Raw genomic sequence first — 15,759 nt, 5'->3', positions numbered from 1 at the left:
TTTAATTTTTATTCTTGCTTTATCCAACCAGAACTCACAGGATCAAAATCATCATCAAAACGGGTGTGAGAATCATAATAAATTTCATAGGGACATTCTGATGGCAATTGCGCCCCTTGTAAATCCGCAGCCGCGAAACAAGTATTGAGCAAATAGGCTCCACTCAAATCAGCATTCTGCAAACTAGCCCGCCTAAAGTTAACCTTCTCCAAATGTGCTTCTCGTAAATTAGCCTGATTTAGACAAGCTCCTTTTAAGTTAACCTCAGTTAGAACCGCCTTATTAAGATTCGCCAGGGCAAGATTGACTTCAATCATACTAGAGTAGCTAAGATTACAACTTGTCATATTAGCTCCTTTCAAATTAGATTCATCCAAAAGAACTTTTTTTAGACTAATCCCCATCAAAGGTGCGCTGGAAAGTTTAGTTCGCCGGAAGTCAGTTTCTCCATTGGTGTAACTTCGAAGAACCTCGTAGGGCTTGGTAAAGGAAAACACCCCAGAACTATAAATATTAAACAGGGAAGCTAAAAAATAATCAACAGTTATTCTTTTGAGAACACCTCTTTCCACTGCTAGATGATGAAATCTAATTTTTCTGCCTTGTATTTTCTGTTGTTTTTGCTGTTCTTTTAGCAAGGCTGAAATTTGTGCTTCTTCTAATAAGCCAGATTCTTTAAAATAATAAACTAAAGGTTGTTTCTGCTCTTCTGCTAATAGTTTTACCCATTGCTCGACGAAAAAGTCTGCTGTTTCCTGCTTAATCCAACCATGTAATGCTAAAATTTCACCAATTTTTAAGTTGCTTTCGGATTGTTCTTGTAAGGCAATCTCTATCTGAGCCAAAGAGACTAATCCCGCTTCAACTAATATTTCCCCTAATGGTTTATTTGAATTAGAGCTGAACAATAAACTTTTATCGTCTGTATTATTCATTGTGGTGGTCTCACAGTCATAAATTAATAATTAGCAAATACTACTAGTCACGAACATCACAATTTAGTGAAATTTGAGAGCAACATTATAACAAGTCTCCGTTTAAATCGCTTCCCGATTGAGCTATGAGGCTGATGCTTCTAGAATGAGAGTTACTGATGAAGCGCAAAATATAGCTAAATGAGAGATCAAAAAGACAAACTATTAGTTGCTGTGATTGGAGATGTACACGATCGCTGGGAACTGGAAGATAACCTAGCACTGCAACATTTGGGGGTAGACTTAGCTTTATTTGTCGGGGATTTTGGTAATGAGTCAGTAGAAATTATCAAATTGATTGCCAAATTACCGATTCCCAAAGCTGTGATCTTAGGTAATCATGACGCTTGGTATACCGCTTCGGGATGGGGTAGAAAAAAATCACCTTACGATCACAGCAAAGAAGATCGGGTGCAACAACAGTTGGATATTTTAGGCTCAGCCCATGTTGGTTATGGCAAATTGGATTTTCCGGATTATAATCTTTCGGTCGTAGGAGGTCGTCCGTTTAGTTGGGGTGGCTCCCAATGGAAAAATCATCAGTTTTATCGCGATCGCTATCAAATCAACAATTTTGCCGAATCCACAACTCAGATTGTTGCCGCAGCTCAAGAGACTCTCTACGAGCACCTAATCTTTATTGGTCACAATGGTCCCTTTGGATTGGGAGATCAACCAGAAGATTCTTGTGGCAAAGATTGGAATCCTCTGGGTGGGGATCATGGAGATCCTGATTTCACTGAGGCTATTGATAAAACTCTTAGCTTAGGAAAAACAATTTCTTTGGTTACTTTTGGCCATATGCATCATCGTTTGCGTCATCGTCAAGATCGCCTACGAACTATCGTGAATAGGAATTCTGAGGGGGTAGTTTATCTCAACGCTGCAGCTGTTCCTCGCATCAAAATCGAAAATTCTCATAAGCTGCGCAATTTTTCCCTGGTGACGCTGGGAAAAACATTAGTGAGTCAAATTTCTTTAGTCTGGGTAGATGAGCAGTATGCGATCGCGTCGGAGGAAATTTTATACAAGTCTTGTTCTGAAACCTAAGGCTTTGAAAGCAGAAAAGATATTAGCTCAGGTGATGGATTCTATCCAATACACTAATAAATACCATATTGTCAAGATTTTTGTTACAATTTTATAAGTAAGGACAGGATTCAAGCAACTAATAATAATTTTTGTTGCTTGTGCCTTGACTTATTGACAAAGATAGCAGCTCTAAGATAGAACTGTTAGCATATTTCAGTGTTTCGCGTCAACATTGATTTCTCCTGAATTTTACCTCGGTAGTCCCGGGGTTTTTTATTGAAAAAATCACTAAATTTAATCTTCGGAAAATACTTAACAGTAAAAGGAAAAGGATGTTAAAACAGATTATCCAAATTTTTCGGGGCTTGAATTGTGAATCGTATACTTGAAACTATAGTCAACAGTTTACATGAACTCTTGGGGCAAGCGATTAAACAGTTTCCTAGCTTGTTATCAGCTTTTGTCATCATTTTTTTAACGAGATATGCTGTTACTTTCAGTGAAAAGATTGCCCACGAAACAGGGAAGCGAGTTATTCGCAGTACTTCTTTGCAGCTATTGCTGGGGAAAGCTGTCAAAGTTGGTGTTTGGACCTTGGGAATCTTACTAGCTTGTGTTTTAGCTTTTCCCAGTGTTGAATTAAGTCATCTCATTGGAACTTTGGGTGTCAGTTCCGTGGCGATTGGTTTTGCTTTTCAAGACATATTTAAAAACTTTTTGGCGGGAATTATTCTTTTGCTAGAAGAGCCGTTTCGCATTGGCGATGAAATAATCATTGATGACTATCAAGGTGTCGTTAAACATATTAGTGTTCGAACAACTCAAATTCGTACCTATAACGGCGAAAAAGTTTTATTGCCCAATTCAACTGTCTTTACTAATGCAGTCAAAGTTTTTACCGCATATTCTTTTCGCAGAACCGATCTCAGTGTGGGGGTGGATTATGATACTTCCTTGCCAGAAGCCACAAAAATTTTGAAAGCAACTATTCATGATGTAGAGGGCGTTCTTCAAGAACCTTTTCCCGAAATTGATCTGGTGAATTTTGGTGATAGTTCTATCGACTTTGTGGTGCGCTATTGGACTGATTCGACTCAAAAGCAAGTGCGTTATGTACAAACCCAGGCGATCGCAGCTATTAAGAAAGCCTTTGATATAGCTGATATTAATATCCCCTATCCCATTCGGACTATTTATCATCACAATATTGAGAGTGAACAATAAAAGTAATATTATTTTCTAGCTAAGACTGGTGTTAGCTTTTAGGTTTTAGTTTTTGGGTGGAAAGATTTGCCTGTGGTTTAAAAAAATCGAGAGATATTGGATAATAATAAATCACAAGAAAAACCGTGCTTTTTATTTATTTAAACTATCTCTTATGGAACTGCCCACTGACTTTCTCACCTACTCCATATGGTCCGGTTACCTGACGATCGCATTCTTAGTGCTAACTCTGATTGCTTGGGTTGCCGGTTGGGGATTTAAGTTTCGCCTCGTTGGGGTGACTAGTTTTATGGGAGTTATCACTGCCAGTATTTTTGCCCTTAGCTTGGGATTGTTTTCCCACACAACAATTCCCGGAGCTGCTAGATATTCTTTGGTTTTCGATAATGGCTTTAATAAAGCAGTAATCATAGTACCGCCAGATATCAAGAAATCGGCGATCGCGCCTACTTTGCGACAGGCAGCGGTAGATTTATCCACCTATGGCAGGACAGGAACTATCGGGAATGATCAATTTACTATTGCCATCCGAACAGTTGTCCATCCTCAAGATAATTTGTCCATACCTCTGTATTTAGGACAAGCAAAAAAATCTTTTTTCGCAACAGACAACGAAGATATTACGATTCAGATATTCGAGAACAATCTTAATCAGTTAACAGTCAACAGTTAACAGTGACTATTCAACAACTTTTAACAAGTCAAGATTATTACTATCTATAAGATGAAAGATTCATTATCAACTATTAGTGAGCAGGAACTAACAGATAATAGCTACGCGCCATTATTAATTTCTCCTAGTAAGGTTTTGCGAGGAGAAAATATCTTGAGTCAATCAGGGGATGCGATCGCATTTTACGGAAAATCGCCTTTAATTGTTGGGGGTGATCGCAGTTTAGCCAGAGTTAAATCCTATCTTGAGCCGATTATTGAGCAACAGCAGTTAAAAGCTAAGGAGGCTACCTATCTCCCCGACTGTGCAGAATCATCTCTAAAAAAATTAAATCAAGCAGTAGCGAAGCATCAAGCTGATTTTATTATCGGTGTTGGGGGCGGCAAGGCTTTGGATACAGCAAAATTATTAGCTCATCAATGTCGCCTACCAATTGTTACTATTCCCACATCAGGGGCCACTTGTGCAGCTTGGACAGCTCTATCTAATATTTACTCCGAAGCCGGGGCATTTTTATATGATGTAGGGTTGGATCATTGCCCTGAACTGTTGATTCTCGATTACGGTCTCGTTCGCACTGCGCCCCAACGCACTTTGGTAGCGGGCATTGGAGATGCGATCGCCAAATGGTATGAAGCTTCTGTTAGTAGTAGTAATTCGACCGCAACTTTAACCATTGCTGCGGTGCAACAAGCTAGGGTGCTGCGGGATATTTTATTGCAAAAATCTTTAACAGCTTTAGAAAATCCCCAAGGGGAAGCTTGGCGGGAAGTCGTAGATGCCACTGTTTTACTGGCTGGGGTGATTGGGGGAATTGGCGGTGCGAATTGTCGCACCGTGGCGGCTCACGCAGTCCATAATGGATTGACCCATCTCACCGAAGCCCATGATGTTTTACATGGGGAAAAAGTTGCCTATGGCATCTTGGTGCAACTGCGATTGGAAGAGATGATCCAAGGTAATAAGTTAGCAATTTCGGCTCGGCAGCAATTATTGAAATTTTATGGTGAAATTGGTTTACCAAAAACTCTAGAGGACTTGGGATTGGCAGAAGTGAGTCTGGCAAAATTACGTCATGCAGCCGAAGTTGCTTGTAATGAGAAATCTGATATTCACCGCTTACCCTTTGTGGTCTCTAGTGAACAGCTAACCGCTGCGATGATTTCCACTACTGTAACCGCAAAAGAATTAAAAACCTAGTAAAGCTCACGACTTGGCAATTTTATGATCTAGTCAGGACCGGTGTTAGGTTTTAGGTAAAAAAAAGTCATATTTTGATTTAGATCGGAGAATATTTTAGATATAAAGAATTTTAATGTTAGGACTTACGCAAAATGAAATATTGGTATTCAGTAAATTATCGATCAAAGCCATAAATGCTACTGGGGGACCAGTCCCCCAGACCACCAGTTGGGGCCGGGACGCCGCCCCCAAACCCCTTGCGTAAGGATTAACTGGTAAGTTGGAAAATTAGGGATTGTCTTGGTGGTTGTTTTATTTTTTACAATGGAAATTGTAATTTCTGAAAAACATATCTCTAGAATATCTTGCACTAAAACCTATGGGAAATTTGCGTAAGTCCTAAATGTCTATCATTGCTGAATTCATCGTTTTTCGGGATGTCCCTAACACCTAAAACCTAAAACCTAAAACCTTTTACTCGCAATTAACTTAATTTTGCAAAGTCGTGTAAAGCTAATTTTTAGTTCTGGTGAGATTTTAAGGCCCATGCTAGAAAGCGTTCAGTATGATATAAAGCAAGTTGATTACTAACTCCGAAAAAAACTGCATCAAAAGCATGTTCTGCCCAGGGGATTTCCAGCAACACAGCACGATTATCAGTTGCCTTCAACTTGTTGTATAACTGTCGACCAAACTTAGCCTGTACTAAATGGTCACGACCTGCATAAACTAGTAGCGAAGGAGGAAGATTTAATCTAGGGTAATTGATGGGAGAAGCTTGTCGATAGAGTTCGGGAAGTTCTTCTGGGGTTCCTCCCAAAAAGTTTTGGAGTACAGTTTGAATGTCGATGGGGTTGGGCACTGGTGGATCATAGTAGCCTTTTGTTAGATTAACCGCACCGTAATAGCTTACAACTGCTCGAAAAGGAAACGCATTTTGCTGATAGGCAGCCAGAGTAGCTAGGTGACCCCCTGCCGAGCGACCCATTATAGCCATTCTTTTCGTGTCAACTTCAAAATCATCAGCCCGATCTTGAATATATTGCACAGCTAATTTCACATCCTCCAGCTGGGCGGGGAACTTATATTGAGGTGCATGGCGATAATCAATTGCGATCACCGAGTATCCTTGGGCTGCCATATAGGAACTATAAGTCTCATAGCTATCAGGGTTGCCTTCTCTCCAAGCGCCACCGTAGATAATGATCAGAGCTGGATATTTTCCAGTTAGCGGAGGTCGATAAAGATTCAATTTGAGGTCAACTTGATCGGGATTCGCAAAGATAATACCTCTTTCAATGCGAACTTCTTTGATGGGAATGCCTCGAAAAACATCTGCGATCGCAAATGGCTGGGGACGCATTTGGTTTTGTAAGGCTTGAGGAACAGCTTGCAAATAGTCTGTGCCCAAAACTGCTGTCATCTCGGCAGTAAATTTCCCATTGGCAGCAGGTAACTGGAGCAACGGCAAGAGACTTAATATTAGACCGAGTAAACTACAGATGAAAATGATAGCTGACAACCAACTATTATGAACTAAAACTGTCAGCAGAAGCGCGATCGCATTAATGACAATTAGCCAAGGACTAAGTTCTGGGGCACCCACTCCCAGAGGGAGCAAGCTGAAAGTGGAGGCAGGAATAATAATCCAAAGACTCAGAAAAAATCCCAACAGACTTAAAAGTAAGGGGACTAACCACAAGAATCGAAAAATCTCTAATAAGTTTGCTTGAGACATCTATCTACTACTTAAAATCTTTCTGTGAAGCAAAATAGCCCTAATATTAAACATAAGTGTAAACTCTAATCAGTGGCTATTAACAAGCAATATAGCCCTTCTCTAATTAGTGAGATACATAAGGATATGCTTTAGGGAACAGGGAATAGGGAACAGGGAATAGGGAATAGTGAACAGGGAATAGGGAATAGTGAACAGGGAATAGGGAATAGTGAACAGGGAATAGGGAACAGGGAATAGGGAACAGGGAACAGGGAATAGGGAATAGGGAACAGCAAACTGTATCTTATGAATATGAGAAACGCTATAATGTCAGACCTTAGGGGAAAAGTAGTATTAGTTACAGGGGCAACACGAGGTGTCGGCAAGGGAATTGCGATCGGCTTAGGTGAGGCTGGAGCAACTGTTTATATTACAGGTCGGAGTCTGAATAAATCTAGCGACAGTGCTCGCTTTCCTGGTAGTCTTCAAGAAACTCAATTAGCTGTGGAAGAAGTTGGGGGCAAATGTATTCCTGTTCAAGTAGATCACAGTGATGATCAGCAAGTAGCATTGCTCTTTGAGCGCATTCAGCGTGAACAACAAGGACAACTGGATTTGTTGGTTAACAATGTCTTTGCCGGAGTACAGGCAATTGGGGATGCCTACGGTAGACCCTTCTGGAAATCTGAACCTGCTCTTTGGGATGCGGTTAATAATGTTGGTCTTCGTAGTCACTATATTACTAGTGTGTTGGCTGCCCGTATGATGAGTGCTCGTAAGCAGGGAATTATTTGTACGATATCTTCTTGGGGAGGCATGTCTTATCTTTTTGGGGCTGCCTATGGTGCCGGAAAATCAGCTTGCGATCGCTTAGCCGCAGATATGGCCACCGAGTTAAAACCCGATAACATTGTTTCGATCGCCCTCTGGCCAGGAATTGTCGGCACAGAACAGATTACCAATTTTGCCCAGCAAGCAACTTCTAGTGAAGCGCAGAAAATATTTGCTGATGGCTATAACTGGGAAACGCCTTTGCTAACAGGTAGAGTAATCGCAGCTCTGGCAGGGGAACCCAAGATCATGAAATATACCGGCAAGGTCCAGATTGTCGCGGAACTTGCGGAAAAATATCGCCTTGTGGACCAAAATGGCGATCGCCCTGCTTCCCTACGTTCTCTCCGATTTATTATGCCTGCTACTTTTCCTGCATTAAGAAAATATGCTTGGTTGATTCCCAATATCAAAATACCTTGGATTTTCTTACTATGGGGAATGCTGCAATCTCCTAAAATTTAAGCAATAGACTCAAAATTAACCACAGGGACAATTATAAAATTTATCAACTATGAGCGATCTCAATCAAGCTGTAGTAGTGCTGACTGGTGCGGTGGGAGGTTTTGGCCAAGAACTCACTCGCCAGTTGCTACAAGCTGGCAGTCGCTTAATTCTAAGTGATCTTGAACAAACTGGACTAAAAACCTGTGCTTCCCAAATCAAAAGCGAGATCCCCACAGGCGAAATTATTACTTGTATTGACAGTGATCTATCTAGCCACCAAGGTTGTGAAACTCTCTACCAAAAAGTGAAAGCATTAGACATCCCTGTTGATATTTTAATTAACAATGCTGGTATCGGTTTATTTGGGCGAATGGACGAAGTTCCTGCCGATAAATGGGAGAGGCTAATGCAGGTCAATTTAATAGCACCCATGTGCTTAAGCTCTTTGTTTGTTGCTGAGATGATTGAGCGACAGCAAGGGCATATTGTCAATATTTCTTCTCTAGCAGGTTGGATTGCTCCTGCGGGGATGGCCCATTACTCCGCTAGCAAGTTTGGCTTGCGTGGTTTTAGTGAAGGACTTTGGCATGAGGTAAAACCCTATAATGTCAAGGTTACAGCAGTGTATCCTTTTTTTAGTCGGACGCCGATTCTTCAGTCAGAACGCTATGGGACATTAGCCCAAGGAGGATCAGGTTTTCCTGAACATCTAGCAACTGATCCGGCTAAAGTTATGGCAAAAACCATTAAAGCAATTGAAGGCAATCAACTTCATGTATTTCCCGATAAGATGGCAAACAGTATTCATATTCTCAAGCAATATTTTCCCAGCTTATATAACTGGATTAGCGATCGCTTAATCACAAATTAAATAAAAATCTCGATGAGCAACTCTAGCAGCAATTACAAAACAGGGGAAACGGCCCACAAGCAATTAATTATCGGAGCTGGTTTTGTCGGACTCGGTATCGCCCAAGCCTTGAAAGAAGCGGGAATTTTCTACGATCAAGTTGATGCCAGCAATCAGATTGGGGGCAATTGGTATCATGGAGTTTACGAAACAGCTCATATTATATCCTCTCGCAAGGTTACTCAGTTTAGTAACTTTCCGATGCCAGAGCATTATCCCGACTTTCCCAGCGCACAAAATATGCGGGATTATATTAATGCCTTTGCTGATCATTTTCATTTGCGGGAAGCTATTGAAATGAACCGGAAAGTAAGTTACGTCAGACCAGTAGCCAATAATCTCTGGGAAGTAACCTTCAATAATCAAGAACAGCGACTCTATAAAGGAGTGGTGATGTGCAATGGTCATCACTGGTGTAAGCGTTTTCCTGAGTTTGAGGGAAAATTCGCAGGAAAAATTATCCATTCTAAGGATTACAAACGACCCGAACAACTTCGAGGTCAAAAAGTACTGGTCATCGGAGGAGGAAATTCAGCTTGTGACATAGCAGCCGAAGCTGCCCGTGTGGGAGCTAAATCGGTCTTGAGTTTGCGCGAATCAGTTTGGTTTATTCCTAAGTCTTTTGCGGGAATTCCCATCGTTGATCTAATTCGAGGATGGATGCCAGAATGGTTTCAACGCTTGATGGCTTACGGGATTATCCGCCTCACTTTTGGCAAACATGAACATTATGGGATGTCTAAACCTCGGTATCGAATTTTTGCCAAACATCCTACCTTAAACAATGAGGTACCCTACTATATTAAACATGGTCGCATTATTCCCAAGCCAGGCGTGCAACGGCTAAACGATTGGTTGGTTGAATTTGTCGATGGCAGTTGCGAGGAGTTCGATCTCATTGTTTGTGCTACTGGCTATGATGTCGCTTATCCCTTTTTGCCGACCGAACTTCAGCGAGTTAAAGGTTCGATAGTTGAATGTTATGGTGGTTCTTTTCTCGATGATTACCAGGGATTATATTATGTTGGTTGGGGACAAGCAAGAGGTGGAGTAGGCTCGATTATTTCAGCTTACGGTCCGCTTTTTGCTCGCCTCCTTAAATTACAGGATGAAATTGAAGTTCCTATCGGTCTAGTTTTCAAGTCAATAGGACAGTCTTTGCCGAAAACTCATCTCTCTGATCCCCAGCAAACTTTTAGACAATTAAGACTACTCAATATCGGATTTAACTTCCTTATCAAAAAAGCTCATCAGATTGATGCTCGGTATCCTAATTTCCGCAATTCACCTCTTCCTGCTATCCCGCCCGCTCAGGTTTCCTCTTCTAACTTTTTATCCCATTAAGAAAGTCAGATAATATAAATATCAAAAATTTATGCTACATAAAATATACAAAAATAATTCTTATTTATAAACCTGATTAAAAACTTTAAATATGCCTCTATAATTGCTATTGAGAACTCATCTGTTTGGGGTGAATTATGTTTCCGGCTTCGATTAATTTAGCTGATCTTGATGGCAATAATGGTTTTGTAATTAACGGGATTGACCCAGGCGATCGCTCTGGTAGTTCAGTAAGCAATGCCGGTGATCTCAATGGTGATGGCATCGATGACCTGATTATCGGTGCAGATCGGGCAAATCCTAATGGCAATTATTATGCAGGAGAAAGCTATGTCGTTTTTGGCGACGAGAATCTGGGAAATAGTAGCAATCTAGAACTCTCAAACCTTAATGGCACTAACGGCTTTGTCATTAACGGTATTAATGAGCGTGATTATGCTGGCACCTCCGTAAGCAATGCTGGGGATATTAATGGTGATGGCATTGATGATGTCATTATTGGAGCAGAGCGGGCCAATATCAATGGCCAAATAGATCGAGGTCAAAGCTATGTCGTCTTTGGTAATAGTAATGTCGGTAGTAGTAGTTTAGAACTGTCGAATCTTAATGGCTCCAATGGTTTTGTGATTAATGGGATTGCCTCTGGTGATCTTTCCGGCAGCTCAGTAAGCAATGGGGGGGATCTCAATGGTGATGGCATTGAAGACCTGGTTATTGGCGCTCCTTTTGCCAATAGAAATGGCAGTTTTTTCGTAGGAGAAAGTTACGTCGTTTTTGGCAGCAATAATATTGGCAATAATGGTGTCTTAGAACTTGCGGCTCTCGATGGCACGAATGGCTTTGTCCTCGAAGCAATTGATGAACGAGATTTTGCCGGTACTTCGGTCAGTAATGTCGGCGATATTAATGGTGATGGCATTGATGATGTCATTATTGGTGCTCCTGGGGGAGATCCCAATGGGCATGGAGGTTCAACTTATAGTGCAGGAGAAAGTTATGTTATTTTTGGCGGCAATAATCTTGGAGCTGGCGGTAGTTTTAAACTCTCTGAGCTGGATGGGGCTAATGGTTTTGTCTTAGAAGGAATTAATGTTGCTCCTCCTAGCAGTGGCGATCGCTCGGGAAGTTCGGTAAGCAATGCCGGGGATGTTAATGGTGATGGCATTGATGATCTAATCATTGGCGCTTTTGGTGCCGAGCCCAATGGTCAGTTCCGAGCAGGAGAAAGTTATATCGTTTTTGGTAGCAATGAGCTCGGAACTACTGGTAGCTTTAAGCTTTCTGAGCTCAATGGCAGTAATGGTATCGTCATTCAAGGAAGTGATTTTGATAGTCGTCTCGGTGGCTCAGTTAGCAATGCCGGGGATATTAATGGTGATGGCATTGCTGATGTTGTTATTGGAGCCATTTTTGCGAGTCCTGGAGATGAAGATTTTACAGGAGCGAGTTATGTCGTTTTTGGCGACGAAAATCTGGGTAGTACTCCTAATTTGGTGGTTACCGAACTTGATGGAACCAATGGCTTTGTCCTAGAAGGTATAGCATTTGATGAGCGCGTTGGCAATTCAGTGAGTAATGCTGGCGATGTTAATGGAGACGGGGTTGCTGATATCATTATCGGTGGATATTACGCTGGTTCTAATGGGCAAGAGCGCGTGGGAACAAGTTATGTGATATTTGGCGTCAAAGATTCTCCAGTAAATAAAATTCAAGGCACACCAGGCAACGACATCATTGACGGCACAGTTAATGCCGATCAAATCCATGCCTTAGCTGGTGATGATAGTGTCAGAGGATTAGCTGGCGATGACATTATTAACGGTGATGCAGGAAGAGATACTCTTTTTGGTAATAATGGTGATGATATTATCAATGGTGGAGACGATAACGATACACTCTGGGGTCAAGCCGATAATGATTCAGTGATTGGCGGAGCAGGACGCGATCGCATTTTAGGTAATAATGGCAATGATACTCTTCTCGGTGGCAATGGCATCGATACTCTCTTTGGCGGAGAGGGCAATGATTTAGTTTTTGGCAATGCTGGGAATGATCAAGTCATCGGCAATGCTGGAAATGACAGTCTCTTTGGCGGAAAAGATAACGACATTCTCTTTGGCTATGGGGGGGCAGATGAACTCTTTGGCGAAGCAGGCAATGATGTTCTTTGGGGACAAGCAAATAATGATTTTGTATCTGGTGGAGCAGGAACTGATGTTCTCTATGGCAACAATGGCAATGATGTCTTAGTTGGCGGCGACGGGACAGATAGTTTATTCGGCAATGTCGGTAATGATTCTCTAGAAGGCAATACTGGTAATGACATCTTATTCGGCAATGATGGCAATGATACTCTCTTTGGTGGACAAGGTAACGATACTCTCTGGAGTGGTAGTGGGAACGATTTCTTGGAATTAACTCGTGGGGCTAATGTGGGTGTTGACCGAGTTAAAGATTATGTTGATGGGGTTGATAAGTTTTTGCTCAGCGATCGCTTTGGTCTTGGCAGTTTAGAATTTAGTGATTTAACTATCAATCAAAATGGTAATAATGCTCAAATAAAAATTACCGCTAACAATCAACTATTGGCAATTGTAGAGAACACTGATGCAGAGCAACTTAATAGTAATGATTTCGTAGTTGCCTAGTTAGTTTTTGAGCAGGAGATCCCTTAATTAAGGGCTTTTAGTTTGTAATTCCCATGTCAGTAAAATTTGCAATTTAATCATTTCTTTGAGGTAATAAATTATGTTTCCAGCTTCGATTAATTTAGCTGATCTTGATGGCAATAATGGCTTTGTCATTAACGGGGTTGATGCAGGCGATCGCTCTGGTAGTTCAGTAAGCAATGCCGGAGATGTCAATGGTGATGGCATTGATGACCTGATTATCGGTGCACCTTCTGCTAAAGATGAAGCTGGAGTGAGTTACCTAGTTTTTGGCGATAACAATCTTGGGGCTAATGGTAGTTTTGAACTCTCCAACCTGAATGGGAATAATGGTTTTCTGCTCCAAGGGATCAACTCAAACAACCCAAATCAGATTTATAATCAGGGGGATTATTCAGGTAGTTCAGTAAATAATGCCGGAGATATTAACGGTGACGGCATTGATGACCTGATTATTGGCGCACCTTTTGCTGATAACCCTAATGCCAGCTATGGACCATACAATGCAGGAGAAACTTATGTTGTTTTCGGGGGTAATAACCTTAGTTCTTCGGTAGAACTTTCCGATTTAAATGGTAGTAATGGTTTTGTTCTTCAAGGTATCAGAGGAAATTATAGTGAGAGAACCTTTTTATCTTCTGCTGATATTTCAGGCTTTTCGGTTAGTAATTCAGGAGATATCAATGGTGATGGTCTAGATGACCTGATTATTGGGGCCCCAGGTTTAAGTAGTTCCCAAGGAGAAAGCTATGTCATCTTTGGAGATAATAATGTCGGGAGCACTGGCAATCTAGAACTTTCTGCTCTTAATGGAAACAATGGCTTTATTATTGATACTACTGGGCAATATGATATAGCCAGTACTGGGATTTCTGTAAGTAATCTCGGAGATATCAATGGCGATGGTTTTGATGATGTCATTATTGGGTCTGCTGTATATGAACCTTTCGCTGGCCCTGGGTACTTTATTGGTGGACGAGAAAGTTACGTCATCTTTGGTGATAACAATGTCGGGAGTAGTGGTCGGGTTGGACTTTCTGAGCTCAATGGAAGCAATGGCTTTGTTCTGAATGGAGTAGAGCAATCTACAAGATTGGTTAGTAATGCCGGGGATATTAATGGTGATGACATTGATGACCTGATTATTGGGGTTCCTGAGGATCGTAATAATCGCGATACTTCAGGAAAAACCTATATAGTTTTCGGCAACAATAATATTGGGAATAGCGGCGATTTTGAGTTATCCCAACTCAATGGCAATAATGGTTTTGTAATTAATGGTATTGACCCACAAGACGGATTTGGTGGTTCAGTTAGTAATGCAGGAGACATTAACAAAGATGGTTTTGATGATCTAATTATTGGTGCACCCCTTGTTGATGCTAATGGTAACAATAATGCAGGGTCAGGTTATGTGGTCCTTGGCGAGACTAACATTGGGAGTAATGGTAGCTTAGAACTCTCTAGTCTCAATGGCAATAATGGTTTTGTCCTTAATGGCGTCAATGAAACAGATTTTGCTGGAGGATCTGTAAGTAATGCCGGTGATGTTAATGGTGATGGTATCGACGATATTATTATCGGGGCGGGAAATGCGCAACTCAATGGTAATTATGATGTAGGTGCAAGTTACGTTGTTTTTGGGGTCGATAACTCTCAACCTAACAAGATTACGGGAACACCAGGGAACGATGTCATTGACGGCACAGTTAATGCTGATCAAATTCATGCTTTAGCTGGTGATGATAATGTCAGAGGATTAGCTGGCAATGACATTATTAATGGTGATGCAGGACAGGATAGTCTTTTTGGCAATAATGGCAATGATGTTATCGATGGTGGAGACGGCAATGATACTGTTTGGGGTCAAGCTGATAATGATTCAGTTGTTGGCGGAGCAGGACGCGATCGCGTTTTAGGTAATAATGGCAATGATACTCTCCTCGGTGGCAATGGGGTCGATACGCTCTTCGGGGGCAATGGTAACGACTCTGTGTTCGGAAATGCGGAAAATGACCAAGTAAATGGTAATGCGGGTAATGATACTCTCTTCGGTGGACTTGGCAGCGATATTATTTTTGCTGGGACAGGAGATGACGAACTCTTTGGCGGAGAGGGCAATGATGTTCTCTGGGGACAAGCCAATAACGACTTTCTCGCTGGTGGGACAGGAACTGATGTTCTCTATGGCAACAATGGCAATGATGTCTTAGTTGGTGGCGACGGGACAGATAGTTTATTCGGCAATGTCGGCAATGATTCTCTAGAAGGCAATACTGGCAATGACATCTTATTCGGCAATAATGGCAGTGATACTCTCTTTGGTGGGCAAGGTAACGATACTCTCTGGAGTGGTAGTGGGAACGATTTCTTGGAATTAACTCGTGGGGCTAATGTGGGGGTTGACCGAGTTAAAGATTATGTTGATGGGGTTGATAAGTTTTTGCTGAGCGATCGCTTTGGTCTTGGCAGTTTAGAATTTAGTGATTTAACTATTGCTCAAAATGGCAATAATGCGGTGATTAGTATTACAGATAATAATCAAGTTCTAGCTATTGTCGAAAATGTCAATGCTGATCAATTAAATGGTGATGATTTTGTCACAGAATAAAGAATTAAGTAATGAGTAATAAGTAATAAGGTGATTTTTGGGAAAGAACATACCATTGACGTAGGGGCGATTCGCGAATCGTCCTTACAGATTATCGATAAATCTGATCAAAACCTGGTACAAATATTTTGAGAAATCGCCT

General features: G+C 41.3%; 11 protein-coding genes. 9 read left to right on the top strand and 2 right to left on the bottom strand.

The window, feature by feature from the left end; translation table 11 throughout:
• Positions 1–8 precede the first annotated feature (8 nt).
• A complete protein-coding gene (locus tag XEN7305_RS26650) occupies positions 9–935 on the bottom strand; it encodes a pentapeptide repeat-containing protein (protein WP_006509816.1) in 927 nt (308 codons plus the stop codon).
• A 180-nt stretch (positions 936–1,115) separates the two neighbouring features.
• On the opposite strand from XEN7305_RS26650, the gene XEN7305_RS12570 reads away from it, so the two are divergent.
• From XEN7305_RS12570 to XEN7305_RS12555, 4 genes are all read left to right on the top strand, one after another.
• Positions 1,116–2,024 carry a TIGR04168 family protein gene (locus XEN7305_RS12570; RefSeq protein ID WP_006509815.1) on the top strand — a complete coding sequence of 303 codons (909 nt, stop codon included), beginning with the start codon at positions 1,116–1,118 and terminating at the stop codon, positions 2,022–2,024.
• A gap of 354 nt (positions 2,025–2,378) precedes the next feature.
• Positions 2,379–3,230, top strand: a complete 852-nt coding sequence (locus XEN7305_RS12565; RefSeq protein WP_006509814.1) for a mechanosensitive ion channel family protein — start codon at positions 2,379–2,381, stop codon at positions 3,228–3,230.
• Between the two features lie 154 nt (positions 3,231–3,384).
• Positions 3,385–3,903 carry a Ycf51 family protein gene (locus XEN7305_RS12560; protein ID WP_006509813.1) on the top strand — a complete coding sequence of 173 codons (519 nt, stop codon included), beginning with the start codon at positions 3,385–3,387 and terminating at the stop codon, positions 3,901–3,903.
• 51 nt (positions 3,904–3,954) lie between these two features.
• A complete protein-coding gene (locus XEN7305_RS12555) occupies positions 3,955–5,103 on the top strand; it encodes an iron-containing alcohol dehydrogenase family protein (protein ID WP_006509812.1) in 1,149 nt (382 codons plus the stop codon).
• 502 nt (positions 5,104–5,605) lie between these two features.
• Here the strand turns inward: XEN7305_RS12555 and XEN7305_RS12550 are convergent.
• Positions 5,606–6,823: an alpha/beta hydrolase gene (locus XEN7305_RS12550; RefSeq protein ID WP_006509811.1), complete on the bottom strand. Its 1,218-nt coding sequence runs from the start codon at positions 6,821–6,823 to the stop codon at positions 5,606–5,608.
• Positions 6,824–7,132: 309 nt separating this feature from the next.
• Here XEN7305_RS12550 and XEN7305_RS12545 point away from each other — a divergent pair, with 309 nt between their 5' ends.
• The 5 genes from XEN7305_RS12545 to XEN7305_RS12525 all read left to right on the top strand — a co-directional run bounded on the left by XEN7305_RS12545 (position 7,133) and on the right by XEN7305_RS12525 (position 15,617).
• Positions 7,133–8,101, top strand: a complete 969-nt coding sequence (locus tag XEN7305_RS12545) for an SDR family NAD(P)-dependent oxidoreductase (RefSeq protein WP_006509810.1) — start codon at positions 7,133–7,135, stop codon at positions 8,099–8,101.
• A gap of 49 nt (positions 8,102–8,150) precedes the next feature.
• The gene (locus tag XEN7305_RS12540; protein WP_006509809.1) at positions 8,151–8,954 is read left to right on the top strand and encodes an SDR family oxidoreductase; all 804 of its coding nucleotides are present in this window, start codon (positions 8,151–8,153) and stop codon (positions 8,952–8,954) included.
• Between the two features lie 12 nt (positions 8,955–8,966).
• Complete coding sequence (locus XEN7305_RS12535; RefSeq protein ID WP_006509808.1) at positions 8,967–10,337, top strand: NAD(P)/FAD-dependent oxidoreductase; 1,371 nt, start codon at positions 8,967–8,969, stop codon at positions 10,335–10,337.
• Between the two features lie 137 nt (positions 10,338–10,474).
• Positions 10,475–12,985, top strand: coding sequence for an FG-GAP repeat protein (locus tag XEN7305_RS12530; protein ID WP_006509807.1), 2,511 nt, complete (start codon positions 10,475–10,477; stop codon positions 12,983–12,985).
• A 100-nt stretch (positions 12,986–13,085) separates the two neighbouring features.
• Positions 13,086–15,617 carry an FG-GAP repeat protein gene (locus XEN7305_RS12525; protein WP_006509806.1) on the top strand — a complete coding sequence of 844 codons (2,532 nt, stop codon included), beginning with the start codon at positions 13,086–13,088 and terminating at the stop codon, positions 15,615–15,617.
• Positions 15,618–15,759: the final 142 nt, after the last annotated feature.

The organism is Xenococcus sp. PCC 7305, from assembly GCF_000332055.1.
Lineage (GTDB): Bacteria > Cyanobacteriota > Cyanobacteriia > Cyanobacteriales > Xenococcaceae > Xenococcus.
This window is presented reverse-complemented; position numbering and strand designations above follow the sequence as displayed.

Coding starts and splice junctions, on each gene's coding strand:
- XEN7305_RS26650 (WP_006509816.1), bottom strand. CDS start 935: ATGAATAATACAGACGATAAAAGTTTATTGTTCAGCTCTAATTCAAAT.
- XEN7305_RS12570 (WP_006509815.1), top strand. CDS start 1,116: ATGAGAGATCAAAAAGACAAACTATTAGTTGCTGTGATTGGAGATGTA.
- XEN7305_RS12530 (WP_006509807.1), top strand. CDS start 10,475: ATGTTTCCGGCTTCGATTAATTTAGCTGATCTTGATGGCAATAATGGT.
- XEN7305_RS12550 (WP_006509811.1), bottom strand. CDS start 6,823: ATGTCTCAAGCAAACTTATTAGAGATTTTTCGATTCTTGTGGTTAGTC.
- XEN7305_RS12540 (WP_006509809.1), top strand. CDS start 8,151: ATGAGCGATCTCAATCAAGCTGTAGTAGTGCTGACTGGTGCGGTGGGA.
- XEN7305_RS12555 (WP_006509812.1), top strand. CDS start 3,955: ATGAAAGATTCATTATCAACTATTAGTGAGCAGGAACTAACAGATAAT.
- XEN7305_RS12525 (WP_006509806.1), top strand. CDS start 13,086: ATGTTTCCAGCTTCGATTAATTTAGCTGATCTTGATGGCAATAATGGC.
- XEN7305_RS12545 (WP_006509810.1), top strand. CDS start 7,133: ATGTCAGACCTTAGGGGAAAAGTAGTATTAGTTACAGGGGCAACACGA.
- XEN7305_RS12535 (WP_006509808.1), top strand. CDS start 8,967: ATGAGCAACTCTAGCAGCAATTACAAAACAGGGGAAACGGCCCACAAG.
- XEN7305_RS12560 (WP_006509813.1), top strand. CDS start 3,385: ATGGAACTGCCCACTGACTTTCTCACCTACTCCATATGGTCCGGTTAC.